Source organism: Streptomyces sp. PCS3-D2, from assembly GCF_000612545.2.
GTDB lineage: Bacteria > Actinomycetota > Actinomycetes > Streptomycetales > Streptomycetaceae > Streptomyces.
This window is the reverse complement of the sequence record NZ_CP097800.1, coordinates 4774306-4799043: the sequence shown is the minus strand read 5'-3', so window position 1 is coordinate 4799043 and position 24738 is coordinate 4774306. Positions and strand designations below refer to the sequence as shown.

The 24738-nt window shown below is 72.6% G+C and carries 28 protein-coding genes, 1 tRNA gene and 1 riboswitch; of the genes, 8 read left to right on the top strand and 21 right to left on the bottom strand.

Translation table 11 applies throughout. From position 1 onward, the window contains the following. Positions 1-36: 36 nt before the first annotated feature. The 3 genes from AW27_RS21125 to AW27_RS21115 all read right to left on the bottom strand — a co-directional run bounded on the left by AW27_RS21125 (position 37) and on the right by AW27_RS21115 (position 3248). Positions 37-801, bottom strand: a complete 765-nt coding sequence (locus AW27_RS21125; protein ID WP_037923404.1) for a GntR family transcriptional regulator — start codon at positions 799-801, stop codon at positions 37-39. 138 nt (positions 802-939) lie between these two features. Continuing rightward, positions 940-1698, bottom strand: a complete 759-nt coding sequence (locus tag AW27_RS21120; protein WP_052030825.1) for a hypothetical protein — start codon at positions 1696-1698, stop codon at positions 940-942. Positions 1699-2027: 329 nt separating this feature from the next. Then, complete coding sequence (locus AW27_RS21115) at positions 2028-3248, bottom strand: ROK family transcriptional regulator (protein WP_236647689.1); 1221 nt, start codon at positions 3246-3248, stop codon at positions 2028-2030. Between the two features lie 55 nt (positions 3249-3303). On the opposite strand from AW27_RS21115, the gene AW27_RS21110 reads away from it, so the two are divergent. Then, positions 3304-4410: a Gfo/Idh/MocA family oxidoreductase gene (locus AW27_RS21110; protein WP_037923399.1), complete on the top strand. Its 1107-nt coding sequence runs from the start codon at positions 3304-3306 to the stop codon at positions 4408-4410. Positions 4411-4578: 168 nt separating this feature from the next. Here the strand turns inward: AW27_RS21110 and AW27_RS21105 are convergent, their stop codons facing one another. The 4 genes from AW27_RS21105 to AW27_RS21090 all read right to left on the bottom strand — a co-directional run bounded on the left by AW27_RS21105 (position 4579) and on the right by AW27_RS21090 (position 7634). Further along, the gene (locus AW27_RS21105; protein WP_037923396.1) at positions 4579-5436 is read right to left on the bottom strand and encodes a fumarylacetoacetate hydrolase family protein; all 858 of its coding nucleotides are present in this window, start codon (positions 5434-5436) and stop codon (positions 4579-4581) included. 122 nt (positions 5437-5558) lie between these two features. Beyond that, a complete protein-coding gene (locus tag AW27_RS21100) occupies positions 5559-6311 on the bottom strand; it encodes a YidC/Oxa1 family membrane protein insertase (protein ID WP_037923393.1) in 753 nt (250 codons plus the stop codon). A 114-nt stretch (positions 6312-6425) separates the two neighbouring features. Then, positions 6426-6770, bottom strand: coding sequence for a DUF6412 domain-containing protein (locus tag AW27_RS21095; RefSeq protein WP_037923390.1), 345 nt, complete (start codon positions 6768-6770; stop codon positions 6426-6428). Positions 6771-6854: 84 nt separating this feature from the next. Continuing rightward, a complete protein-coding gene (locus AW27_RS21090; RefSeq protein ID WP_483316550.1) occupies positions 6855-7634 on the bottom strand; it encodes a class E sortase in 780 nt (259 codons plus the stop codon). A gap of 47 nt (positions 7635-7681) precedes the next feature. On the opposite strand from AW27_RS21090, the gene AW27_RS21085 reads away from it, so the two are divergent. Then, positions 7682-8677: an SEC-C domain-containing protein gene (locus AW27_RS21085; protein WP_037923386.1), complete on the top strand. Its 996-nt coding sequence runs from the start codon at positions 7682-7684 to the stop codon at positions 8675-8677. Positions 8678-8755: 78 nt separating this feature from the next. On the opposite strand, the gene AW27_RS21080 is transcribed toward AW27_RS21085, so the two are convergent. Further along, a complete protein-coding gene (locus AW27_RS21080) occupies positions 8756-9052 on the bottom strand; it encodes a hypothetical protein (protein WP_172671357.1) in 297 nt (98 codons plus the stop codon). A gap of 39 nt (positions 9053-9091) precedes the next feature. Further along, complete coding sequence (locus AW27_RS21075; protein WP_037923382.1) at positions 9092-9283, bottom strand: hypothetical protein; 192 nt, start codon at positions 9281-9283, stop codon at positions 9092-9094. Positions 9284-9469: 186 nt separating this feature from the next. On the opposite strand from AW27_RS21075, the gene AW27_RS21070 reads away from it, so the two are divergent. Next, on the top strand, positions 9470-10006 hold the full coding sequence (locus AW27_RS21070) for a GNAT family N-acetyltransferase (RefSeq protein WP_052030823.1): 537 nt from the start codon (positions 9470-9472) through the stop codon (positions 10004-10006). Between the two features lie 34 nt (positions 10007-10040). Further along, positions 10041-10343: a hypothetical protein gene (locus AW27_RS21065; RefSeq protein ID WP_037923379.1), complete on the top strand. Its 303-nt coding sequence runs from the start codon at positions 10041-10043 to the stop codon at positions 10341-10343. Here the strand turns inward: AW27_RS21065 and AW27_RS21060 are convergent. The 5 genes from AW27_RS21060 to AW27_RS21040 all read right to left on the bottom strand — a co-directional run bounded on the left by AW27_RS21060 (position 10340) and on the right by AW27_RS21040 (position 15742). Further along, the gene (locus AW27_RS21060; protein ID WP_052030821.1) at positions 10340-11713 is read right to left on the bottom strand and encodes a DUF445 domain-containing protein; all 1374 of its coding nucleotides are present in this window, start codon (positions 11711-11713) and stop codon (positions 10340-10342) included. The genes AW27_RS21065 and AW27_RS21060 overlap by 4 nt on opposite strands. 541 nt (positions 11714-12254) lie before the next feature. Then, positions 12255-12923, bottom strand: a complete 669-nt coding sequence (locus AW27_RS21055) for a DUF1707 SHOCT-like domain-containing protein (protein ID WP_078556630.1) — start codon at positions 12921-12923, stop codon at positions 12255-12257. A gap of 109 nt (positions 12924-13032) precedes the next feature. Then, entirely contained in the window at positions 13033-14013 is a 981-nt protein-coding gene (locus AW27_RS21050; RefSeq protein WP_037923376.1) for an ABC transporter ATP-binding protein, read from the bottom strand. 3 nt (positions 14014-14016) lie between these two features. Next, positions 14017-14946 carry an ABC transporter permease gene (locus AW27_RS21045; protein ID WP_370466524.1) on the bottom strand — a complete coding sequence of 310 codons (930 nt, stop codon included), beginning with the start codon at positions 14944-14946 and terminating at the stop codon, positions 14017-14019. Further along, positions 14939-15742: an ABC transporter permease gene (locus tag AW27_RS21040; RefSeq protein ID WP_037923374.1), complete on the bottom strand. Its 804-nt coding sequence runs from the start codon at positions 15740-15742 to the stop codon at positions 14939-14941. Before AW27_RS21040 ends, AW27_RS21045 begins: the two co-directional genes overlap by 8 nt. A gap of 206 nt (positions 15743-15948) precedes the next feature. Between AW27_RS21040 and AW27_RS21035 the strand changes: the two genes are divergently transcribed. Next, on the top strand, positions 15949-18417 hold the full coding sequence (locus AW27_RS21035) for a transglycosylase domain-containing protein (RefSeq protein ID WP_078556628.1): 2469 nt from the start codon (positions 15949-15951) through the stop codon (positions 18415-18417). Positions 18418-18462: 45 nt separating this feature from the next. On the opposite strand, the gene AW27_RS21030 is transcribed toward AW27_RS21035, so the two are convergent. From AW27_RS21030 to AW27_RS21020, 3 genes are all read right to left on the bottom strand, one after another. Then, positions 18463-18783, bottom strand: a complete 321-nt coding sequence (locus tag AW27_RS21030) for a DMT family transporter (protein WP_030158619.1) — start codon at positions 18781-18783, stop codon at positions 18463-18465. A gap of 31 nt (positions 18784-18814) precedes the next feature. Then, a riboswitch (guanidine-III (ykkC-III) riboswitch) is annotated at positions 18815-18884 on the bottom strand. Between the two features lie 47 nt (positions 18885-18931). Next, positions 18932-19273 (bottom strand): GroES family chaperonin, encoded by a 342-nt coding sequence (locus AW27_RS21025; RefSeq protein ID WP_031152325.1) that lies wholly within the window; start codon positions 19271-19273, stop codon positions 18932-18934. Between the two features lie 43 nt (positions 19274-19316). Next, positions 19317-19637, bottom strand: a complete 321-nt coding sequence (locus tag AW27_RS21020) for a DUF3618 domain-containing protein (RefSeq protein ID WP_037923369.1) — start codon at positions 19635-19637, stop codon at positions 19317-19319. Between the two features lie 110 nt (positions 19638-19747). Here AW27_RS21020 and bcp point away from each other — a divergent pair, with 110 nt between their 5' ends. Both bcp and AW27_RS21010 read left to right on the top strand, forming a co-directional pair. Beyond that, positions 19748-20215, top strand: a complete 468-nt coding sequence (bcp, locus tag AW27_RS21015; RefSeq protein WP_037923367.1) for a thioredoxin-dependent thiol peroxidase — start codon at positions 19748-19750, stop codon at positions 20213-20215. A 212-nt stretch (positions 20216-20427) separates the two neighbouring features. After that, positions 20428-20502 (top strand) — tRNA-Leu (locus AW27_RS21010). A gap of 57 nt (positions 20503-20559) precedes the next feature. Here the strand turns inward: AW27_RS21010 and rdgB are convergent. The 4 genes from rdgB to AW27_RS20990 all read right to left on the bottom strand — a co-directional run bounded on the left by rdgB (position 20560) and on the right by AW27_RS20990 (position 22866). Next, a complete protein-coding gene (rdgB, locus tag AW27_RS21005; RefSeq protein ID WP_037923364.1) occupies positions 20560-21174 on the bottom strand; it encodes an RdgB/HAM1 family non-canonical purine NTP pyrophosphatase in 615 nt (204 codons plus the stop codon). A gap of 7 nt (positions 21175-21181) precedes the next feature. Then, positions 21182-21562: a hypothetical protein gene (locus AW27_RS21000; RefSeq protein ID WP_037923361.1), complete on the bottom strand. Its 381-nt coding sequence runs from the start codon at positions 21560-21562 to the stop codon at positions 21182-21184. Between the two features lie 99 nt (positions 21563-21661). Further along, positions 21662-22387, bottom strand: coding sequence for a ribonuclease PH (gene rph, locus AW27_RS20995; RefSeq protein WP_037923359.1), 726 nt, complete (start codon positions 22385-22387; stop codon positions 21662-21664). 245 nt (positions 22388-22632) lie between these two features. After that, positions 22633-22866: a PTS sugar transporter subunit IIB gene (locus AW27_RS20990; RefSeq protein ID WP_030026567.1), complete on the bottom strand. Its 234-nt coding sequence runs from the start codon at positions 22864-22866 to the stop codon at positions 22633-22635. 230 nt (positions 22867-23096) lie between these two features. On the opposite strand from AW27_RS20990, the gene AW27_RS20985 reads away from it, so the two are divergent. Next, positions 23097-24392: a PTS transporter subunit EIIC gene (locus AW27_RS20985; protein ID WP_037923357.1), complete on the top strand. Its 1296-nt coding sequence runs from the start codon at positions 23097-23099 to the stop codon at positions 24390-24392. Positions 24393-24738 lie beyond the last annotated feature (346 nt).

Sequence of the window (24738 nt, the reverse complement as noted above, 5' to 3'; positions counted from 1 at the left end):
CCCTTTTTCAGTGGCTACGGTTGATTTGACGTCGGGTTATTCGGCGCGCAGGCGGGTCGTGAAGCTGAACCGGTCACCGCGGTAGAGCGAACGCACCCGCTCCAAGGGGCGGCCCTCCCCGTCCCGCGAGAAGCGGTGGATGAGCAGCATGGGCAGGGCCGGCGGGGTGCCGATCAGCAGGGCCTCGCGAGGGGTGGCGAGCACGGTCTCCAGCTTCTCGTCGGCCTCGCCGAAGGAGATGCCGAGGCTGTCGCGGAGATATCCGTAGAAGGAGGAGTCCGGCTGGAAATCGATGTCCAGGCGCGGGGCACGGGCCACCTGGATGTATGTGCTCTCCAGGCCGACGCGCTCGTCGTCGGCGAGCAGGACCCGTTCCAGGTGCCAGACGGGCTGGCCGGGCTCGGCACCGATCCCGGGCGCGAGGTCGGGCGGGCAGGGGAACTGTTCCAGCCCGATCAGCCGCCGGCCCGGCCGGTGCCCCTGACGGCGCACCCCCTCCGTGTAGCTGGCGAGGGACAGCGGCTGCTCCAGCTTGGGCCCGGCGACGACGGTCCCCCGGCCGGAGCGGCGAAGCCGGCCCTCCAGCAGCAACTCGCGCAGGGCCTGCCGGACGGTCTCGCGGGAGACCTCGTACCGCTCGGCCAGATCGCGCTCGGTGGGCAGTGTCCCGCCCTCGCCCAGCGCGTCGAGGAGCTCGGCGATCCGGGCCTTGACGGCGTAGTACTTGGGGATGCGGCCGTGCTCGGGGATGCCGGACCGCACGGGCGAGCCGGGGCGGTGGCTCTGGAGGTTCTTTTCCACAGCGGGACTCTATGCGGGGCGGTCGCGGCCGCCGTACGTGACTCCGGGGGCGGGCGGACTTCCCCACGGGCCGGCCGACGTCATCACGGGCGGACGGACTTCAGCCGGGGGGCGGACTCCAGTGCGGGCGGGACGGCGTCAGCACCCGCGGCCGCGGGGTCGGGTGCGGAGTCTGCGGGCTCCCAGCAGGAGGCCTCCGCCCACGGCGACGGCGGTCAAGGCGCCCGCCCCGTACACCCACGTGTGGGGTCCGGTGTGGGCGAGGGAGCCGGCCTCGACGGAGCCCGCGGGCTCCTCGACGGAGAACCGGTAGCCGCCCGCCTCGCCGATCCAGTCCCCGTCGTCGCCCTTGCGCTGGACGAGGGCGGCGTCCGCGACGACCTCACCGGTGGGCGCGTCGGGGGCGAAGGAGAGCGAGACCTTCACGGTGTGGGTACCGCCGGGGGCCACGGTGAAGCCGGGAAAGGCGTCCCCGCCGTCGAAGACGGCGATGATCTCGTCGCGGTCGCTGCGTTCGAGCCCGGCGGGCAGGGTGCCGCCCGGGGCTTCGAACTCCATCCGCAGGTGGGCGGGTCGCAGGGTGCGGGCCTTGTCGGTGAGGACCACGACGGGGTGGATGGCCGTGCACCGGGAGTTCGTGGTGTTGGTCAGGTCCAGGTACCAGGTCTGCGGCTCGCCGCCGGTGCGGTACACGGCCGGGCCACCGCGGATCCGCGCGCCGATGGGGAAGGCGGAACTCGTGCCGTCCCCGCAGGCGGCCTGGATGCGGGACGGCAGCGCGGGAGCGGGGCGGGCACCGCCGCCGGTGCCGACGTCCGCGCCGGCGGTGGGTGCGGCGGTGACGGCCAGGACGGCGGAGAGGAAGGCGGTGAGGGCAAGGGCTTTGCGCAGTCGCATGGAAGACCTTCGCTGCTTGCCGGACAGGACGATGGTCGGACGAGGTGACCATCACCCCGGCCTGCCCGCACCCTCCCACGCAGGCGCGAACGTCACCGCGCACCACGCCTGAGTCGTTCCGGTTTACGCCCGATCGGTGCACCCGTCAACCCCGCTCCCCCCCGCCCCACCGGTCCCGATCAACCGCCGACGGTCGAGGCACGGGGGGCCCGGGGGTATCGCCCCGCAGCAGCGCCGCACCCGGCAACGCACGGCCCCCGCGACGCACCAGCACCGGCATGCGCCCCTTACGGAGCGGACCGACGGGACCCGCGCGGCCGAGCCGCGCCCTACTCGCGCCCGAACAACGGCGCCAGCACCATCTCCGCCGCCCCCTCCGCCACACCCGCACCCGCCAGGGCGACCACCGGCCGGGCCGGATCCAGCGCACGGGCCGCGAGAACGGCTCCGACCCCGGACACGAACACGTCCGGCGCCGCCGCCACCACCCGACCGCCGAGCAGCACCCGGTCCACGTCCAGCAGCGCGACCAGGTTGGCCGCGGCCTCGCCCAGGATCCGAGCGGCCCCGGGGAGATCACCCCGGGCCACCGCCTCAAGGCACAGCACCTCCACGCAGCCGCGGGCCCCGCACCGGCAGGGCGGGCCGTCCAGCAGGAGCACCTGGTGGCCGAACTCGCCCGCCGCCGAGCGGACGCCCCGGTAGACCCCGTCGCCCAGCCACAGCCCCGCGCCGAGCCCGGTCCCGACGTGCAGATACACGCAGGTGCGGGGACCGCTGCCGGCGTACCCGCCGGCGCCCGGTTCCGTGCCCGTGTCCGGCCCGGTGTCCGGCCCCGTGTCCGCGTCCCCATCCGCATCCGGATCGGGCCAGGCGGCCCGGAGCCACGCCCCGGCGGCCGCGGCCGCACCGGCGTTCGTGTCCTTGTCCAGCAGCACCGGCAGTCCCAGCCGCCCCTCCAGCACCCCCCTCAGCGGAAAGTCCTTCCAGCTCGGGTAGCCGGTCACCCGCCCCATCACCCCGGCCCGGTGGTCGAGCGGTCCCGGCGCGGCCACCCCCACGCCCAAGGGCGGCAGGCCGGACGGGGCGCCGACCCGCGCGACCGCCCGTACGACCGCCTCGACCGCCGCCTCCGGTCCGGTCCCGAAGTCGAGCGGGCCGCTGCTCTCGGAGACGACGCGGCCCGCCAGGTCCACCCGTACCGCCCGGAGCTCGTCGCGGTCCAGCTGCACCCCCACGGCGTGCCGGACATCCGGCACCAGCCTCAGCAGGGTGCGCGGCTTGCCGCCGGTGGAAGCGGCCCGGCCCGCCTCCGCGACCAGGCCCTCCACACTGAGCCTGGCCGTGATCTTGCTGACGGCCTGCGGGGTGAGTCCCGTGCGGGCGGCGAGTTCCGTGCGCCCCAGGCCCGCCGGCCCCGCGGCCCGGAGCAGGTCCAGGACCAGCGCGTCGTTGTGGCCGCGCAGCGCCGGCAGGTTGGCCCCGCCGCGCCGACCGTACACGTCGCCCCGGCCGCCGTTCCCGCTCCCGTTCCCGCTAGCCCTGTTCACAGGCCCATTGTCCACCCTCCTTGCACTTCGACAACGCTGTTGCCAAAGTGGCCTCATGAGCACCCCCACCCCCACTGCACCACTTCGTGTCGGCGTCATCGGCTACGGACTCGCCGGTTCCGTCTTCCACGCCCCCCTCGTGGCCGCCACGGACGGACTCGTCCTCGACACGGTCGTCACCTCCGACCCGGATCGGCAGGCCCGCGCCCGCGCCGAGTTCCCCGGCGTCCGCACCGCCCCCACCTCCGACGAGCTGTGGGAGCGCGACCTCGACCTCGTCGTGATCGCCTCCCCCAACAAGACGCACGTCCCGCTCGCCACGGCCGCCCTGGAAGCCGGGATCCCGGCGGTCGTGGACAAGCCGCTCGCCGCCACCGCCGCCGAGGCCCGGGCGCTCGCCGCCCTGGCCGACCGGCGCGGAGTCCTCCTTTCCGTCTTTCAGAACCGCCGCTGGGACAACGACTTCCTCACCCTGCGCCGCCTCCTCGCGGACGGCGAACTGGGCGAGATCCACCGCTTCGAGTCCCGCTTCGAGCGCTGGCGCCCGCAGCTGAAGGGCGGCTGGCGGGAGTCGGGCGCCCCGGAGGAGATCGGCGGCCTGCTCTACGACCTCGGCAGCCACGTCGTCGACCAGGCCCTCGTGCTGTTCGGGCCCGCCGTGCGGGTCTACGCGGAGACCGACGCGCGCCGCCCGGGCGCCGAGACCGACGACGACACCTTCATCGCCCTCACCCACGCGAACGGGGTCCGCTCACACCTCTACGTCAGCGCAGCCACGGCCCAGCTCGGACCGCGGTTCCGGGTGCTCGGCTCCCGCGCCGGCTACGTGAAGTACGGCCTGGACCCGCAGGAGGGCGCCCTGCGGGAGGGCCTGCGGCCGGACGGGCGGCTGCCCTGGGGCGAGGAGCCGCCGCACCTGTGGGGGCGGGTGGGCTCGGGCGAATCCCCGCTGACCGGTGGCGGGGCACCGGTACCGACCGAACAGGGCGACTACCCGGCGTACTACGCGGCGGTGGCGGCCGCCCTGCGCACCGGCGGGCCCGCCCCGGTCACGGCGCACGAGGCCGCGCGCTGCCTCGACGTACTGGAGGCTGCCCGCATGTCGTCCCGGGAAGGCGTGGCGGTGGAGCTTCCCGTCACCATGGCGCACGGAGAGCACTGAGGGCATGGAGAGCACCTGGAACACCGAAGGCCGCAGGCAGCACGGGACCGCGTGACGTCCCGGGCACGCGCGTGAGCCGGCGCGGGCGGGACGGGCGGGGCCGCCCCGACGGCCGCCCTGCCCGGCCCTCGCCCGTCCCTCGCCCGTCCTCCGCGTCCCGTACGGCGGTTACGCGCCCTTGACCTCCTGGCGCTGACGGCCGAGCCGCTCGATCTCCAGCTCCACGACGTCGCCGGCCCGCAGGTACGGCTTCGGCTCCGGCTGGCCCATCGCCACGCCGGCCGGTGTGCCGGTGACGATGACGTCGCCCGGGTACAGGGTCATGAACCGGCTCAGGTACCGGACCACCTCACCGACCGGGAAGATCTGATCAGAGGTGTTGCCGTCCTGCTTGAGCTCACCGTTGACCCACAGCTTCACGTCCAGGACCTGCGGGTCCGGGATCTCGTCGGCGGTGACCAACCACGGGCCGAGCGGGGTGAAGGTCTCGCAGTTCTTGCCCTTGTCCCAGGTGCCCCCGCGCTCGATCTGGAACTCGCGCTCCGAGACGTCGTTGACCAGCAGGTAGCCGCCGACGTGGGCCAGGCCCTGCTCCGCGGTGTCCAGGTAGCGGGCGGTGCTGCCGATGACGACGCCGAGTTCGGCCTCCCAGTCGGTCTTCACGCTGCCGCGCGGGATCAGCACGGTGTCGTCGGGGCCGACCACCGTGTCCGCGGCCTTCAGGAAGAGGATCGGCTCGGCCGGCGGCTCCGCGCCGATCTCCGCCGCGTGGCCGAAGTAGTTCAGCCCGATGCCCACGATCTTGCCGATGCGGCCGACCGGCGCACCGGTTCGCAGCCCTTCGGCGTCCAGGACCGGAAGCTCACCGGACGCGGCCGCGTCCCGCACCCGGGACAGCACGGAGCCGTCGGCGAGCAGCGCGCCGTCCACATCCGTGATCAGGCCGGACAGATCCCGCAGGGTCCCGTTCTGGTCGAGCAGCGCGGGGCGCTCCGACCCGACCGGTCCGACACGCAGCAGCTTCATGGGCATTCTCCCGTGGTCGTGGGTGGTCGGCCCACGGGCATGCCCCGGGCCGGACGATGGGTTGCGGCCATCGGAGGATTGGTCGATCCTCCAAGATGGCCACCCCATCCGCAAGACCCTGTTCACAGACTGGAACGCACAGCCCTGTCGGCCGACCGGTCGGCGGCGGCTCCGGCCGCGACCCGCGCCGCGACACGCCCCTTGCGGTACTCCAACCAGGCCCGCTCCGCCACGGACCAGGCGGTGGTGGTGAGCAGGTAGAGGCCGGCCGCCAGCGGCACGACGGCGGCGGTGATCAGCGTCCCGAAGGACAGCAGGGGCAGGACGCCGCCCAGCTTGCGCATGGCTTCCTGCTGCTCGGCGCTCAGCTCGGGCAGCCCCGCGACCGCCGCACTCCCGGCACCGGCACCGGCCTTCTTGGCGGCCTTCGCCGGATGCACCGGCTTCTTCGGGGCGGCCGCAACCGCAGCCGCCGCAGCGGCGGACCGGCGGCCGCGCGCGGCACTCCACGCGGCTACCACCGCGATCGCCCCGAAGAGCGCGAGGAACACCAGCCCCTGCGCCCCGAACAGGCCGCCCTCCCCGAGCGCGTCGGTCCACCGGGACCCCAGCGGGGCGGCGAACAACCGGTGGTCCAGCAGCTCGTTCCCCGACGAGAACGCCTGGTACATGAGGAAGAAGACCGGCAGCTGGAGCAGCACGGGCAGGAGGCCGGCCACCGGGGTCGCACCGCGGAAGGCGGCCCTGCTCAGCGGGTGCAGGGCGAGCCGTACGAGCACGGTGAACAGCACGATCGCGGCAGCAGTCGCGGACTCGGCCAGGGCCGGCTCCAGAAGCCGGCCCAGCTCAGCGACAAGGTGGATGAGAACGGACACGTGGGCCCTCCGAGGGGTCTCGTCGAACGTCGAAAGAACTGCGTTTCGGCGTGACGACCCACGAGGGGCGACAACAGTGATCAGTCAGCAGAAGGCGGGGAGTACTGCGCGCCCCTACGCGGCCGTCGGGGCGAGACGGCCGGGTGCCCTGGGTCGTGAACGGCCCGAGGCGTCGGGATCGCGCTGCGGCAGGAACGCCGTGCGCTGCTCGCGATCACGGATCGCGGTGCGTATGCGGTGCGGCGGTACGGGCCGTACGAGCCGCGCGGCGGCGGCCAGGGCCTCGGCGCCCACGGAGACGGACGCGACGGACGCGGCGAGGGCGACCACCACGGCGCCCAGCCCGCTCTCCCCCGCGAACAGGCCGAGGGCTCCCCCGAGCAGCACGAGCGGGAGCAGTACGGAGAGCAGCCGGGCGATCCGGGCGGGCGGAACGTCGAAGCGTCGTGACCGACCCATGCGAACCTCCCCCTCGTCACATCCGTGAACTGCACCGTCCTCGGTCGATGGTAACCGGGTCCACCGACAACGGCGGGGCCCGGGTCATGGTCTGAGGGTCCCCCAGACCACCAGCCGGTACTTCGAGCTGTACTCGGGCGTGCACGTGGTCAGGGTGATGTACGCGCCGGGCTCGTCGTACCCGTACTCCGGCTTCACCACGCTCCGCGGCACCGGCGCGATCACCCCGGTGTCCCGTGCGGTCGTCTCGCCCAGGACCTTTCCCACCACGTAGGTGTACCTGCGCCCCCGCACGTCGACGATCAGCTCGTCGCCCGGCCGCAGCCGGTTGACGTACCGGAACGGCTCGCCGTGGGTGTTGCGGTGTCCGGCCAGAGCGAAGTTCCCCCGCTCCCCGGGCCCGGCGGTCCCGGGGTACTGCCCCACGTACCCCCGGTCGAGGACGGCCCGCCGGTCGATTCCCTGCGCTACGGGCGCGACGAGGCCGAGGCGCGGGATGCGCAGGACGGCGTAGGCCCGCTCGCGCGCCCCCGACGGCTCGGCGGCGGACCCGGGCTCCGGCCGGGGAGCAGGAACGGCCGAGGGGCCGGAAGGGGAGGCGGGGGGAGAAGAAGCGGACGGCGAACCGGAAGGACGGGGATCGGCCCGCCAGTCCTGCTCCAGGACCCGGACCTGCTCCTGCGCCGCAGCGACGGCCTGCCGGTTGGTCCACCACATCTGGTGCACCACCAGCAACAACACCACCACGCCCGCGGTGACGGTCAGCTCGGCGGTCGCCCACAGGATCCGCGCCGGGCCGACCCGGCGCGCCTGTCGACCCCGCCCCTGGACCACCACAGGTATGTGATCGCGCACGGGCGGCACCCTAAGTCCTCCCCCACCAACTGACCAGCGGCAGTACGGTGTGAACCATGCGCCCCGACACGCCTGCCGAGCACATCGCCGAAGCCGAGCGCCTCATCCGCACGGCGACCCGCTACCCCGAGGACCAGGAGCCCTTGCTCCTCCAGGCCGCGGCCCACCTCGAACTGGCCGACGAACGGGACCGGGCGAGCACCCTCTACGACCAGCTCCTGTCCTCCTCACCGTCCGACCCCCACCTGATCAAGGCCCTCCAGGCGGCGAACCTCTGGGAGTACGGCCACGAGCCCGAGGCCCGCGCCCTCATCTCGGGCATCCGCGCCGCCTCCCCCAAGGACCCGGCCCCGTGGGAGGTCATCGCGGAAGCCCTGGAGACGCACGACGAGTTGGAGGACGCGGAGAACTGCTTCACTCAGGCCGCGACGCTCCTGATCGCGGACTCCACCCCGCTCACCCCGGCCACGACCGCCCTCCTGACGGGCCGCCACCGCGTGCGCCGCCTCCTCGGGCGCCCGCACGACGACTGGGACATGGTCGCCGACACGCGCCACATCGGCCCCATCCCACTCGACGAGCTCCACGACCCCAAGCGCATCTGGGCCCTCGGCTCCGACGACCCCGCAGAGCTGCGCGCCGAGATCGCCCGCCTGCGCGCCGAACTGGGCGACCGCCGTGCGGCCCTGTCCCGCCCGTTCCCGGTGGCGATCCTCCACTGGCCGCAGCGCGAACTGTCCGAGTTGCTGACCAGCTACCCGACGCTCGGCGCGGAGTACGCCTCGCACGAGGCCCACCTGCGCGACATCGAGACCTCCCTGCGTGCCCTCGCCGCCTCGGGCACCACCAACCTGGGCATCGTCACGGCGAGCGTCCCCTCGTACGAGGCCTTCGCGGCCTCCGAGAAGACCTCCCCCGCGTCCCCCAGCCTCCTGGCCGAATACGCCACGACCCTCGCGGCCCGCGGCAAGGCCACCCCCTGGCCCCCCACCCCCACGGCCCCCTGCTGGTGCACCTCGGGCAAGCCGTACTCGGAGTGCCACGGGGAGTAGGGGGCGGAATATCGCCTCTCTGGAGAACGATCCAGAAGGGGCGGTCCGCCCAACGTTCGCGGTGAAATTCCGACCGCCCTAGCGGTCTGCCACCGCGTAGGCTGCGGCGGCCACGGCGGCTGCCGCCGTGCAGACCGCGGGCCAGGCACCGATCTTCTTCGCCAGGGGGTGCGAGCCCGCGAACGCCGCGACGTAGGCCGCGCCCAGCAGGGCCGTCGTCGTCGGCGACGTGCGGCGGTGCCACTCGCGCGCGGCGACGGTGCCGGCCGCCGCGAGAACCACACCGCCGAGCGGCCGCCTGCCGGTCCAGCGGGCTGCGGCGTACCCTCCGACGAGGCCGCCTGCGGCTACGACCGATGTGGGGAACTGCTCCATGGCGGGGACCTCCAGCCGTTCGAACGTCACCGGACGAGGCTAACGCGCCCGGCGGGCGAACCGGCGCGCAGCCGCCACCGCCAGCACGACGGCCGCCCCGCCCAGGACGCCGTCGGGCAGCGCGTCCTGGAGGGACCGCGGCAGTACGGCCACGACGCCCAGGACCACGAAGAACGCCACCGCGCAGGCGGCGAGACCCATCAGTGCCCTGCTCAGGAGGTTGTTGCGCACGCCGGGCTCAACGCCGGGCCGGGCGGGCCGATACGGGTGGCCCACGACACCGTACGGAAGTCGGATTTGTCGCACACCCTCCGGATCTGTGGACCTCCCGACCGGGGAACACCCCAGGCGTAGATTCGGCCTTCGACAGGGGCGATACGACCCAAGCCGCCCAAGCCGGCCCAAGGAGCTGCACACGTGATCTGCTATGGACCGGCCGTCCTCGACCTGGTGGACGAACTGGCCGACGTCTACGGCGAGGTCTTCTCGGCGCCGCCGTGGAACGAAAATGAAGAAACCATTCGCCAGTTCGCCGTACGGCTCCAGGCGGACAGCCGGCGCACCGGCTTCCGCACCGCCTTTGCACAGTCGCCCCTCGGCGTCGACGGGTTCGCCACGGCCTGGCTGACCCCCCGCGCCTTCCCCACGGACCGCGCCTACGGGCAGGTCGCCGCGCAGCTCGGCCGACAGCGCGTCCGCGAGCTCCTCATCGGCGCCCTGGAGATCGACGAACTCGCCGTACGCCCGCACGCGCGCGGCCACGGCACCGGGCGCGCCCTGCTGGCGGAGATCACCGCCGACGCCCCCGCCGAGCGGGCCTGGCTGCTGACCTCCCGGGTGGCCACCGACACCGTGGCCACCTACCACCGGCTCGGCTGGCACGAGGTGAAACCGCTGCCCGGCACGCGGAACGCGGTCGCCGTCTTCCTCGCCCCGAACCACCCCTCGGCCTGAGCGTCGACCGCCCGCGACCGGGCATACCGGGGCCATGAACACGCGTTTCGCCCGACGCCGGCTGAACACGACCACCCACCACCAGCTCCGGCAGGCCGGCGTCCCGGCCGCCACCATCAGCGGCCGCAGCCGCCGCGGAGGCCCCGGGCAGCGGCTCCTACCGGGCGTGTACCTGCCACAGACCGGCCCGCCCGATGCCCGGCAGCAGGCCCTGTCCGCCGTGCTGTACGCCGCCCCGCCCACCGCGGACCCGCTCGCCGGGACCGGCACCGCGCTGACCGGCGGTGCGGCCCTCGCGCTTCGCGGCATCCGCGGCGCTCCGAGGTCGCCGCGCTAGGCGCCGAAGGCGCGGGAGACCGTGTAGATCAGCAGGCCCGCCAGGGCGCCGACCACCGTGCCGTTGATGCGGATGAACTGCAGGTCGCGGCCGATGTGGGCCTCGATCTTGCGGGAGGTGTGCTCGGCGTCCCAGGCCGCCACCGTGTCGGTGATCAGCGAGGTGATCTCCGCCCGGTAGGTGGTGACCACGTAGACGACCGCACCCTCGATCCAGCCCTCCACCTTCGCCTGGAGGCGACCGTCGGTGGCCAGGCGCGCGCCCAGGGAGATCAGCGAGGCGCGGACCCTCAGACGCAGCTCGCTCTGCTCGTCCTCCGCCGCCGAGATGATCATCGAGCGGATCGCGGACCAGGCGGAGGCGATGACGTCCTGGACCTCGTCGCGGGCCAGGATCTCGGACTTGAGGCGTTCCACCTTGGCGCGCGTCGCCGTGTCCGACTGCAGGTCGGCCGCGAAATCACGCAGGAAGCGGTCGACCGCCGCGCGCGCCGGATGCTCGGGCATGTCCCGCATCTCCGTGACGAAGCGGAGCAGCTCCTTGTAGACGCGCTCGCCGACCTTGCGGTCGACGAACCGGGGGGTCCAGCCGGGGGCTCCGCCCTGGACGGCGTCCGTGATCGAGTCTCCGTGGGTGATCAGCCAGTCGTGCGCCTTGGCGCAGACGAGGTCGACGGCGCGGCGGTGACCGCCGTCCGAGACGATCTTCTGCAGGGTCTTGCCGATGCCCGGCGCGATCTCGGCGGACTCGGCCCGCCGGGTGATGGCCTCGCCGACCACTGCCTGCACGTCGGAGTCCCGCAGGACGGTCAGTGCGCCGCGCAGGGCCGTGGCCAGTTCGGCCGTGACCCGGTCGGCGTGCGCGGGCTCGGCCAGCCAGGCACCGAGGCGGCCGCCGATGCCGAGGGCGTGGAGGCGGGCCCGGACCACGTCGGCGGAGAGGAAGTTCTCGCCGACGAACTCGCCCAGGGTGACGCCGAGCTGGTCCTTCTTGGTCGGGATGATCGCGGTGTGCGGGATGGGTAGGCCGAGCGGCCGCTTGAAGAGGGCGGTGACGGCGAACCAGTCCGCGAGCGCGCCGACCATGCCGGCTTCCGCAGCCGCGGCGACGTAGCCGGCCCAGCCACCGGCGCCCCAGGCGTGCTGGGCGTACGTGGCCAGTACGTACACCAGCGCGACCAGGAGCAGGAGGCCGGTCGCGGTGGCCTTCATCCGGCGGACGCCGCGGCGGCGCTCCTCGTCGGCGGCGTTGAACACGAATGCTCCGCGGGCGGGGGACGAGGGCGGCAGTGGTGGTGGCGGGGCGGTGCCGCCGGCCGTACCGGCGGCTGCGCCGCCGGCGCCGTCGCCGGTTGTGCTGCGGTTGTCCACGTGCTCCTGCCTTCCCCGGGGGCGTGCCGGTTTGTCTGCATAGCATCCGACTCCTGAGAGGGCGGCGGAGTTCCCGCCACGCCCTTCCGCTCCCGCGGGGGCAGCGGTCCGGGCGGCCCGGGCCCGGCTCTCCGCCCCGCGAGGGTGACGGTCCCGGTCCGGACGCGCCGGGCCGCCCCCGCGGGGCTGACGGTCCCCGTCCGGACCGGACCGCCCGTCCGCTCCTGCGGGAGCGGGCCCGAGTGGGCCCGACCCGCCGTACCGCCCCCGCGGGGGAGACGGTCCCGGTCCGCCCGGCCTCTCGTGCCCGCCCCTGCCGGGGACGCGGCGGGAGCCGGGTGGAAGCAGCGGCCCGCACAGGATCCGGCGCGCGGTGGCGCCCCGCGCGGGGTGCCTCCTCGGCTCGCACCTACGGCCGGAACGGCCCGTACGGGGCGATGCTCGCTCGCCCTGCGGGCGCGCCCCTCCCGCCCCCGCGGCGTGCCGCGCGGGCGGACGCTCCGGCCGAACCACCGACCGCGGGGACGGCCTCCCCGGAAGCTCAGAGCTCCTTGCGGAGGGACGGGCCGCCCAAGGGACGCTTGGGCTTCTTGATCTTGACTTCGACACCGCCCCAGAACGCGAAGCCCGTCACCACCACCCGCGGAGCGCCCGGGTGGGTCGGGCCCGGGCTGTCGCGCTGGTCGAAGGCGCCCATGAAGCCGAAGCCCCGGACGTCCACGTCCACCCCCGGCGGCACCGTGATCTCGATGCCGCCCATGACCGCGACGCAGTTGATCACCACCTCGCGCTGCGCGAAGTCCGCCTCGCGCAGGTCCAGTTCGCCGCCGCCCCAGAAGGCCACCGCATCGAAGCGGGGCGGGACCGTCCAGCGGCCCTTGCGCTGGAAGCCCGACATCACCGCGACCGCCAGCGCCGACGAGCCCGTACCGCCGATCCGGCCCGGCCAGGGCGCGCCGGCCGCCGGCGCCGATGCGGACGGGACCGGGGCCGGCGCGGCCTGCCCCGCGACCGCCGGCAGATCCGCCGTCAGCGGTTCCAGCTCCGCGTACGTACGGGACTTGTACGCCGCCTCCAGCCGCTCCTCGAACTCCTCCATGTCGAGCCGACCCTCGGCGACGGCGTCCCGAAGGCGCTCCACCACCCGGTCCCGGTCGGCATCCGACGCCCTCAACTCCGGCAACGGCTTCTCCGGCCGCTCGTCACTCATGTGCACCAGACTATGCACCGGCGCGCGGGAGTTGTATGGCCCGGGGCCCTGAGGCCGCCCCCGACTCTCCCCTGAACCATCCCTGACCCGCCCCCGACCTGCGCCCCGGTCAGCCCCGCCCGGCGTACATCTTCGCGATCACGTCCTCGATGTCCGGCTCCCGCACCGACAGGTCCACCATCGGGTACCGGGCCGCCACCGCCGACACCAGCGGCGCGGCCGACGTGCCCGCCGGGAACGCCAGCCACTGCCGGGGACCCTCCACCTTCACCACCCGCGCCCCCGGCACACTGATCGGCGCCAGCTCCCGCTCCAGGTCCACCACCAGCATCCGCTCGCTCTCCCCCGCCGAACCCGCCGAACCCGCCGCGTGCAGGCCGTCCAGGGCCCCGTCGTACATCAGCCGCCCGTGGTCGATCACCATCACCCGCTCGCAGAGCTGCTCGATGTCCTGCAGGTCGTGCGTGGTCAGCAGCACGGTGGTGCCGCGCTCCGCGTTCAACTGCCGCAGGAAGCCCCGCACCTTGGCCTTGCTCACCACGTCGAGCCCGATCGTCGGCTCGTCCAGGTACAGCACGTCCGGATCGTGCAGCAGCGCCGCGGCGATGTCCCCGCGCATGCGCTGCCCGAGCGACAGCTGGCGTACCGGGACGTCCAGCAGCTCCGCCAGGTCGAGGCGGTCCACGCACCGGTCCAGGTTCTCCTCGAACCGCGCCCTCGGCACCCGGTACATCCGCCGCATCAGCCGGTACGAGTCCTTCAGCGGCAGGTCCCACCACAGCGTGGTGCGCTGCCCGAACACCACCCCGATCCGCTGTGCGAGTCGGACCCGCTCCCGCGCCGGGTCGATGCCCGCGACCCGCAGCCGTCCGCCGCTCGGCGTGAGGATCCCGGTCAGCATCTTGATCGTGGTGGACTTCCCGGCCCCGTTGGGCCCGATGTAGCCGACCATCTCGCCCCGCGCGACCGCGAAACTGATGCCGTCCACCGCCCTGACCCGGCGTTTCTCCCGGCGCAGCAGACCCACCCGGCGCCGTACGTCGAAGACCTTCTCGACCCCGTCCAGCGAGATCAGCGCATCGTCACCCACGGCTCAGCTCCCCGTGCTCCGGTACGAACGAACTCCCGCGCGCCAGGCCAGCGACGCGGGCACGAACACCGCCACGGCCACCAGTGGGCTCAGGAACGCGGCCCACTCCGGCAGCCCCAGCGGATCGGGCCGCCCCAGCACGTACAGCGCGGGCAGCCAGTTGACGAAGGCCAGCGGGACGACGAAGGTCACCCCGCGCAGCAGCTCCGTCGCGAAGACCGTCGGCGGGTACTGCAGCATCGTGCAGCCGCCGTAGGTGAAGGAGTTCTGGACCTCCGCCGCGTCCCCGGCGATGAACTGGAAGGCGGCTCCGGCCACCATCACCGCAGCGAAGATCGCCGCGCCCGCCAGCAGCATCACCGGCATCAGCAGCACCTTCCCGACCGTCCAGTCCACGTCCAGCGACGACAGCGCCCAGCCCAGCACCCCCAGCCCCTGCGCGATCCGACCCAGTCGGCGCAGCGCGAAACGATCGGCCGCGACCTGCGCGAGCAGCGGGACGGGCCGCACCAGCATGGTGTCGAGCGAACCGTCGCGAATCCGGGCGCCGATCCGGTCGGTGCTGCCCAGCAGCAGGTCGGCGAGCCCCAGGGACGCCGAGCAGGACCCGTACAGCAGGGCGATCTCGGGCAGGGTGAAGCCGCCGAGGACGTCCACGTGCGAGAACATGATGGAGATCGCCGCGAAGTCCAGCATCGTGATCGCCGCATTGCCCAGCGTCGACAGGACGAAGGACATCCGGTACGTCATGGTCGCCCGCATCCACATGGCGACGATCAGGCCGTAGCCGCGCAGCCCCTCCCGGACCCGGCCGCGCACCCGGGGCGCCACCAGGTCCGCGTGCTCCCGCTCCCGTACCGCCCCCGCAGCCCCGGCAGCCCCGGCAGCCCCGGCAGGCCCCGCAGGCCCCGCAGCACCCGTGACCTCAGCCACCCTGGACCACCACCTTCCGCGTCGCCGCCGCCTGCAACAGCCGCCCGGCGCCCAGCAGTACGAGGACCCAGCAGATCTGGAAGCCCAGCGCGCCGGCCGCGTACCCGGCCCCCGAGTTCACCCCCAGCAGCACGTCCATCGGGACCTGGAGCATCGCCGACCAGGGCAGCATGCGCACGAACGCACCGAAGGCCCCGGGCAGGACGGTCAGCGGCAGCAGCATCCCCGAGCAGAAGATCGAGACGACGGTCATCATCAGGTTGATCCCGGAACCGTCCAGCAGCCAGAACGCCAGCAGCCCCATCAGGTAGCGCACCGCGAAGCTCACCACCAGCCCGAGCCCGACGGAGGCCAGGAACAGCAGCCAGCGCCACGGATCCGGGGGCAGCGCCAGCCGGAAGGCCAGCGCCCCCGCCGCGAGCGGCACCAGCCCGCGCCCCAGCAGTTGGAAGGCGGCACGGCCCAGGTCGGCCGCGAGCCACCACATCTGGAGGTCCGCGGGCCGGTAGAGGTCGACGGCGATGTCGCCCGTGCGGACCCGCTCCTGGAGCTCCTCCTGAAAGCCGCCGCCGATCAGGGCTCCCGCGGCCAGCAGCGATTGGCTCACCCAGACGAAGGCCAGGGCCTGCGCCTGGTCGTAGCCGCCCAGCCCCGGGCGCTGGTCCCACAGGGCGATGTACGTGAACGCGACGATGAACCCGAACACGGTGTTGGTGAACACGCCCGCGGCGGTCGCCGTCCCGTAGGTGGCGTAGCGGCGGAAACCGCCGGCCGCGACCGCCGCGTAGAGGCGCACTCTCTGGCGCACCGTATCCCCTCCGTTTTCCGCGTCGTTCCTACGTCGGCCAGGTCGGCCAGGTCGGCCAAAGCGCGTGAGCTTAGTGCGGAGGGGCGAGCCACGCGACCGATTTACCCCCGTCCGGGGCGGTGGTCACCGGCCATCGGGTAGACACCATGAGGTACAGAAGTGGATATTTCGTACAGCGTCGAGGAGTCCTGGAGATGAGCGACCAGTCACCACCCGCGGGCTGGACCCCTCGAGACCCGGACACCCCGCCCGGCGCCCTCGACCCGCGGGCCCGGCAGTCGGCCCGCGGGCGGACGCGGCCCGGGACGCGGCCTCCCGGGCCGGGCGGCGGACCGGGCGGGAAAGCCCGCCGCGGGCGGACCGGATGGCGCCGCCTGCTGCCCACCTGGCGCATGGTCCTCGGCGCGGTACTGCTCCTCGCCCTCCTGATCGGCGGCGGACTCGTGGCCGGTTACCTACTGGTCGACATCCCTCCGGCCAATGCCGCCGCGACCGCGCAGTCGAACGTCTACCTCTACTCCGACGGCTCCCAGCTCGCCCGCGACGGCGAGGTCAACCGGGTCAACGTGGCCCTCTCACAGATCCCGCGAACCGTCCAGGAGGCCGTACTGGCCGCGGAGGACCGGGACTTCTACTCCGAGCGGGCCGTGGACCCCAAGGCGATGGTCCGGGCCGCCTGGAACACGGCCACCGGCAAGGGCACCCAGTCCGGGTCGACGATCACCCAGCAGTACGTCAAGAACTACTACTTGGGCCAGGAGCAGACGATCAAACGCAAGGCCAAGGAGTTCTTCATCGCGATCAAACTCGGTCGCGAGAAGTCCAAGGCCTACATCCTCGAGGGCTACCTGAACACCAGCTACTTCGGCCGCAACGCCTACGGCATCCAGGCCGCCTCCCAGGCGTACTACGGCAAGGAGGTCGGCCGCCTCACCACCGCCGAAGGCGCCTACCTCGCGACCCTGCTCAACTCCCCCAGCGCCTTCGACGTCGTCTCCCACCCGCAGAGCCGTGCCCGCGCCCTCGCCCGCTGGAACTACGTCCTCGACGGCATGGTCACCAAGGGCTGGCTCAGCAGTGCCGAACGCGCGACCACGCAGTTCCCCGAGCCCGGCAAGGTCCGGGCCGCCGCGGGACTGTCCGGCCAGCGCGGCTATCTCGTCGAAGCGGTCAAGGAGTTCATCCTCAACCGCGAGATCCTCGACGACAAGACCCTCGCCGAGGGCGGCTACCGGATCACCACCACGATCGACCGGCGCCTCCAAGCCGACTTCGTCGAGGCCGTGGAGGACCGGATGCTCGGCAAGCTCGATCCCGAGGCGCACCCGGCGGACCGGGTGGTGCGGGCCGGCGGGGTCTCCATCGACCCGGCCACCGGCAAGGTCGTCGCCCTGTACGGCGGGCTCGACTACACCAGGCAGTACGTGAACAACGCGACCCGGCACGACTACCAGGTCGCCTCCACCTTCAAGCCGTTCGTCTTCGCGGCCGCGGTGGAGAACGACTCCCGCACCCAGGACGGCCGCAGGATCACCCCCCACACCGTCTACAACGGCGACAACAAGCGCCCCGTCGTCGGCGGCCGGATCCGCTTCGCGCCGGAGAACGAGGGCCAGATCTCCTACGGCAACATCACGGTCAGCACCGCCACCGACCTCTCGGTGAACGCCGTGTACGCCCAGATGGCCGTCGACGTCGGCACCGCCAGGGTCAAGAAGACGGCCATCGACCTCGGCATCCCCGAGGACACGCCGAACTTCGTGGTCGGCCCGGCCATGGCACTGGGCACCCTCCAGGCCAGCGTCCTCGACATGACCCAGGCGTACGCCACCCTCGCCGACCACGGCCGGCGCACCCCCTACACCTTCCTGGAGGAGATCGCCAAGGGCGACGACACGGTCCCCCTGCCGGAGCGCACCCCCGTTCAGGCCATCAGCCGCGAAGCCGCCGACACCACCACGTCCATGCTGGTCAGCGTTGTGGACAACGGCACCGGTACGGCAGCCCTCGCCGCCGGACACCCGGCCGCGGGCAAGACCGGCACGGCCGAGCTGGACCGCTCGGCCTGGTTCGCGGCCTACACCCCGAACCTGGTCACCGTGGTCGCGATGATGGGCCAGGACCCGGACACCGGCAGTCTGGAGTCGCTCTACGGGGCCCTCGGCGAGCCCCGCATCGGCGGTGGCGGCTACCCGGCCCGCATCTGGGCCGCGTACACCAAGAGCGCGCTGGAGGGCACCGACCCCGTCGACTTCGAACTCGACCTCCAGCCGGGCGCCGCGCAGCCCCCGCCGCCCTCCTGGCAGCCGGAGTCCCCGCGGGAGACGCCCGGCGAGGACACCCCGTCCCCGTCCCAGCAGCCCACCCCGCCGTCCGGCGGCCAGGACAACGGCGGCCAGGGCGACGGGGGCCGCACCCAGGGCGGCCGGGACAACGGCGGCCAGGACGGCGGGGGCCGCGACAACGGCGGCCAGGCCCAGGGGGGCCGGGACACCGGAGGCCGCACCCAGGGCGGCCAGGACGGCGGCGGCACCGGCCGGGACGACGAGGGCGCCACCACCTCCGGCCCCCGGGGCGGAACGGGCACCGGCGCAAGCGGGGGCGGCTGGGACGGCGGCGGGACGATCGGAGGCCCCCGCCCGCCGTCCGCGTTCCTGGAGTGACCGAGGAGTGACCGCAGGACCGGGGAGTGACCTGGGCGGCCGGGGTCAGTGGCCCGAGGTCGCCTTCAGCCCCACCACGGCGACCAGCAGCAGACAGATGAAGAAGATCCGGGCGGCGGTGACGGGCTCACCCAGCACCGCCATACCGAGCACGGCCGCACCGGCGGCCCCGATGCCCACCCACACCCCGTACGCCGTGCCGATGGGCAGGGTCTTCGCGGCGTACGACAGCAGCACCATGCTGGCCACGATCCCGGCGCCCGTGAACACGCTGGGCCACAACCGGGTGAAGCCCTCGGTGAACTTCATGCCGATCGACCAGCCGACTTCGAGCAGACCGGCGACAAGAAGAAGAACCCAGGCCATGACGGCACCTCCGAGACGTCGAGCGGTACGGGGTGCGTCGTCTTTTCCTACCCGGTACGGCGCGTCTCGTCGGGTTCTCCCCCACCGTAGCAAAAGACGGCGGAAGGGCCGGTGGCCTCGGCCACCGGCCCTTCCGCCGTGCGTCGGATCAGAGGTACAGCCCGGTGGAGTCCTCCGACCCCTCCAGCCGCTCCGCGGCCACGGCGTGCAGGTCCCGCTCGCGCATCAGCACGTACGTCGCCCCGCGCACCTCGACCTCGGCCCGGTCCTCGGGGTCGTAGAGCACCCGGTCCCCGGGCTCGACGGTCCGTACGTTCTGCCCGACCGCGACGACCTCGGCCCAGGCCAGCCGCTTGCCCACGGCGGCCGTCGCCGGGATCAGGATGCCGCCGCCGGAACGCCGCTCGCCCTCGGGCAGGTCGGACTTCACGAGCACGCGGTCGTGGAGCATGCGGATGGGCAGTTTGTCGTGGGTGGTGTTGTCGCTCACGCCCCGAACCTACCTGTCCTCACCGGTCCCGTACCGTCCAGGGTCATCCGCGCTTGCGGCGCGCCGAGACCACGAGCAGGCCGACCACGCCGACCGCGAGCAGCGCGACGGGCACGACGCGCTCGATGCGCGGGCTGCCGTCCTCGTGGCGCAGACCTTCGCGCAGGTCCGTCACGAGGCGGTTCACCGCGGCGACGGCACGGCCCGCGGTCTGGTCGACGGTCGAGGCCGCCCGGGCCCGCGCGTCCCCGATGATCGTCTTCGGGTGTACGCGCACGCCGATCTCGTCGAGCGTCTCGGCGAGCTGCTCGCGGCGGCGGACGATATCCGCCTCGATCTGTGCGGGGGTCCTGGCTTCCGACACCGCGCTGCCTCCGTCGTCGTGGTCGTCATCGTGTGGGGGCGTGGTCCGCCGTGAACAGTCTGTCAGCTTAGTCTCGTGACGTACCGTTCCCCTTCCGAGGAGACTGTGAGATGAGCGAGCGACTCCAGCCGGGCGACACCGCCCCCGCCTTCACCCTGCCCGACGCGGACGGCAACGAGGTCTCGCTCGCCGACCACAAGGGCCGCAAGGTCATCGTGTACTTCTACCCGGCGGCCCTGACGCCGGGCTGCACGAAGCAGGCGTGCGACTTCACGGACAACCTGGACGTCCTGGCCTCGGCCGGCTACGACGTCATCGGCGTCTCCCCGGACAAGCCGGAGAAGCTGGCGAAGTTCCGCGAGAAGGAGCACCTGAAGGTCACCCTGGTCGGCGACCCGGAGAAGGAGACGCTGGCGGCGTACGGGGCGTTCGGCGAGAAGAAGCTGTACGGCAAGACGGTCACGGGCGTCATCCGCTCCACGGTGATCGTGGACGAGGAGGGCAAGGTCGAGCACGCCTTCTACAACGTGAAGGCGACGGGCCACGTAGCCAAGATCATCAAGGACCTGGGCATCTGAGCCCCGTCCTCCCGGAGCGGGCCGCAGGGGAACGGCACCCCACCGCGTGACGAGGTCGACCACGTCGGCGGCGGAAGGCCGGACAACCGCCCGCCGAAGCTTCGGCAGTTGGGCCCGTCGCGCCACAGCCGGACTCCGCCCCTCGCCGAGCGGCCGCGGAAGGACGTCCCTTCGCAACGGACTGCCGCCGACGACCAGTAAGGTGGTCGCACGGGTCCGTACCCCAGCTGGCCAGAGGGCGCCGGTTTAGGTCCGGTGTGTCGTGGGTTCGAGTCCCACCGGGCCCACAGCGAAAGGGCGGTGCCCCTCTCACGAGGGGCACCGCCCTTCGACGTGTCCGCCCGTCAGGGCAGCAGGGCCCGGATGAACGGGACCAGGGCGCGGAAGGCCTGGCCCCGGTGGGAGATGGCGTTCTTCTCGGCCGGGGTCAGTTCCGCGCAGGTGCGGGTCTCGCCGAGGGGCTGGAGGATCGGGTCGTAACCGAAGCCGCCCGTGCCCGAGGGGGTGTGGCGCAGGGTGCCCAGGAGGCGGCCCTCCACCACGCGTTCGGTCCCGTCCGGCAGGGCGAGGGCCGCCGCGCAGAAGAAGTGGGCGCCGCGGTTCTCGTCGGCGATGTCTCCGAGCTGGGCCAGGAGCAGGTCGAGGTTGGCCCGGTCGTCGCCGTGCCGGCCGGCCCAGCGCGCGGAGAAGATCCCGGGGGCGCCGTGCAGGACGTCCACGCACAGGCCCGAGTCGTCGGCGACCGCCGGCAGCCCGGTGGCCCGGGCCAGGGCGTGGGCCTTGAGGAGGGCGTTCTCGGCGAAGGTGACGCCGGTCTCCTTGACGTCGGGGATCTCCGGGTACGCGTCCGCGCCGACCAGCCCGTGGGGCAGGCCGGCGTCGGCGAGGATGCCGCGCAGTTCGGAGACTTTGCCCGCGTTGCGGGTCGCGAGGATCAGGCTGCTGGGCGTCGAGGTCATGCCCTCATTATCCCGGGGTGCAGACCTTGGAGATCTCGCTCGCGGCGTCGGCGACCGGGGTGATGTCCGGGGTGGGGTTGCCGCTCTCGATGGCCGTGCGGACGTTCTTGACGGCCGAGTTCATCGAGTCGATGGCCTTGCCCAGGTCGGCGTTGTCCGTCTGGTCGCCGATCTTCTTGAGGTTCGTCTCGATCTGGTCGAGTGCGTTCATGGCGTTCTGGGGGCTGTCGCCCGCCTGGGAGACGGCCTGCTGGAGGTCGTTCGCGCCGTCCGTGATGGCGACCGCCGTGTTCGCGCAGTCCATCGCCGTGGAGATGGCGTCGCAGGCGGAAAGGGCCGGGATGGTCAGGACGGCGGCCACGGCTACTGCCGCTATGCGGAGCTTCATGCGGTTCTCCCGAGAGGACGTGTACGTGGACGGGCGCACGGCTGTGACACCGTGCGCCCGTGGTCCGTAGGACGCCGGAGGGCGTCCGCCGGTTGCCGACTAGCGTTCCAGCGCGCCGAGCTGGAGGGCTTCGAGGTCCGCGCAGCCGCCGGCGGCGAGGTCGAGGAGGGCGTTCAGTTCCTTGCGGTCGAAGGGTTCGCCCTCGGCGGTGCCCTGGACCTCGACGAAACGGCCGTCGCCGGTGCAGACCACGTTCATGTCGGTCTCGGCGCGCACGTCCTCCTCGTAGCAGAGGTCCAGGAGCGGGACGCCGTCGACGATGCCGACGCTGACGGCGGCGACGGTTCCGGTGAGGGGCTTGCGGCCGGCCTTGATGAGCTTCTTGCTCTGACCCCAGGCGACGGCGTCGGCGAGGGCGACGTAGGCGCCGGTGATGGCGGCGGTGCGGGTGCCGCCGTCGGCCTGGAGGACGTCGCAGTCCAGGACGATGGTGTTCTCGCCGAGGGCCTTGTAGTCGATCACGGCGCGCAGCGAGCGGCCGATGAGGCGGGAGATCTCGTGGGTGCGGCCGCCGATCTTGCCGCGGACGGATTCGCGGTCGCCGCGGGTGTTGGTGGAGCGCGGCAGCATCGAGTACTCGGAGGTGACCCAGCCTTCGCCGCTGCCCTTGCGCCAGCGCGGGACGCCTTCGGTGAAGGAGGCGGTGCAGAAGACCTTGGTGTCTCCGAAGGAGATGAGGACGGAGCCCTCGGCGTGCTTGCTCCATCCGCGTTCGATGGTGACCGGGCGGAGCTGTTCGGGCGTACGGCCGTCGATGCGAGACATGGGTCCGAGCCTAGTGGGTGGCAGGCGGTGCCTCGCGGGTCGGGCCGAACCGGCAGGAGCGGGTACCGGTGCCGCGGTGCCGGACAGCGGTGCCGGGGACGCGGCGCGGCGCCGGGGCCCGCCGGCCCCGGCCCGGGCGACAGGCGGACCGCCGGCACCCCGCTACGCGAAGACCCCGTCCGGGGGTTCCGGGACGGGGTCCGTCGTGGCTTCGGGCCGAGCGGCCCGGACTCAGGGAGTCCGGATCACATCATGTCTTCGATGTCGGCGGCGATCGGGTCGGCGTCGGTGCCGATGACGACCTGGACCGCGGTGCCCATCCGGACGACGCCGTGCGCGCCGGCGGCCTTGAGGGCGGCCTCGTCGACCAGGTCGGGGTTGACGACCTCGGTGCGCAGGCGGGTGATGCAGCCCTCGACCTCTTCGATGTTCTCGATGCCGCCGAGCCCGGCGACGATCTTCTCAGCCTTGGTGGCCATGTGTTTCTCCCTGAGTGATGCGAAGAACGAGTCTCAGCGGCCGGAACATGGATGCCCACCCGCACGGCCCGCGTTGTCACGGTAACGCACGGTTGGCCCATCTACGCGAGCGCGTGTCCGGTCCCTGCCGAATGATGACGATCAGCAGCAACCTACCCACAACTGGTCTACACCAGTGTGCACGCTACTGCTGCCGCAGCCAAAAACCCGGCCCGGTCAGGGAGACGCCGATGAGTGCGAGCAGCGCCGCCGCAGTACCAGGACCGTCCCGGCGCAACACCCTGTATCAGGGACTGCAGAAGATGGGCCGGAGCCTGCAGTTGCCGATCGCGGTGCTGCCCGCGGCCGGCATCCTGAACCGGCTGGGACTGATCGACGCCGAGGGCACCGGCGTCTGGTCGCAGATCGCCAAGGTGATGGCCGCGGCGGGCGGCGCCCTGCTGAACGCCGACCTGGGGCTACCCCTCCTCTTCTGCGTCGGCGTCGCGATCGGGATGGCGAAGAAGGCCGACGGCTCGACGGCGCTGGCGGCGGTGGCCGGCTTCCTCGTCTACCGCAGCGTCCTGCGCGCCTTCCCCGTGCCCTGCCCCGAGGGGACGAAGGACGTCGGGGGCGGCTGCCTGGGACAGGACGACACCTTCGCGCAGTACACGTTCCAGAATCCCGGGGTCTTCGGCGGCATCGTCATGGGCCTGCTGGCCGCCTGGTTCTGGCAGCGCTACCACCGGGTCAAGCTCGTCGACTGGCTCGGCTTCTTCAACGGCCGCCGGCTCGTCCCGATCATCATGGCCTTCGTGGCGATCGCGTTCGCCGCGCTCTGCCTGTGGGTCTGGCCGCCGATCGGCGAGGCGCTGGAAAGCTTCTCCGACTGGCTGGTGGGGCTGGACTACTGGGGTGCGGGCATCTTCGGCGTCGCCAACCGCGCACTGCTGGTGATCGGCCTGCACCAGTTCCTGAACGTGCCGGTGTGGTTCCAGTTCGGCAGCTACACCAAGCCGAACGGCGAGGTGGTCCACGGCGACATCAACATGTTCCTCAGCGGCGACCCGGACGCGGGCCTGTTCCTGACCGGCTTCTTCCCGATCATGATGTTCGCCCTACCGGCGGCGGCGCTGGCGATCACGCACTGCGCGAAGCCGCAGCGGCGCAAGGAGGTCGGCGGTCTGATGCTGTCGGTGGCCCTGACCTCGTTCGTCACCGGGATCACCGAACCGCTGGAGTACTCCTTCCTCTTCGTCGCGCCCGCACTGTACGCGGTCCACGCAGTACTGACGGGCGTGTCGATGGCGGTGACCTGGGCGTTCGGCGTCCACGACGGCTTCAGCTTCTCGGCGGGCCTGATCGACTACGTCATCAACTGGGGGCTGGCGACGAAGCCCTGGCTGATCATCCCGATCGGGCTCGGTTTCGCGGTCGTCTACTACGTCGTCTTCCGCTTCGCGATCACGAGATTCGACATCCCGACGCCCGGCCGGGAGTCGGACGAGGAGATCGAGGCGATGCGGGCGGAGAACACCAAGGCCTAACCGGCTTGGCGGACAAGGCCGTTCGGCGCGGCCACCGAAGGCCCTCGGATCACGGATCCGAGGGCCTTCGCCCGCTCCGCGAGTCCGGGCGTCGAGGAGGCCCCGAACACCCCGGCTCCGTGTGGCGTAGACCACAGGAAAACGAAGGTTCCTTATCTATCCCCCACCGTGCTACAACTGGTCTACACCACGATTGGTGTAGACCACGCGGACCTGTTCGAGCCCGCGTACCCCCATTTCTGAGACGTCGCCGCCCCCCGTCTTTCCCTGTCGGCGTCGCCTTGCCCACTGGAGGAAGTTGTGTCCACGGCTACCGCCCCCGCGGCGGAGAAGAAGAAGGGCGCTG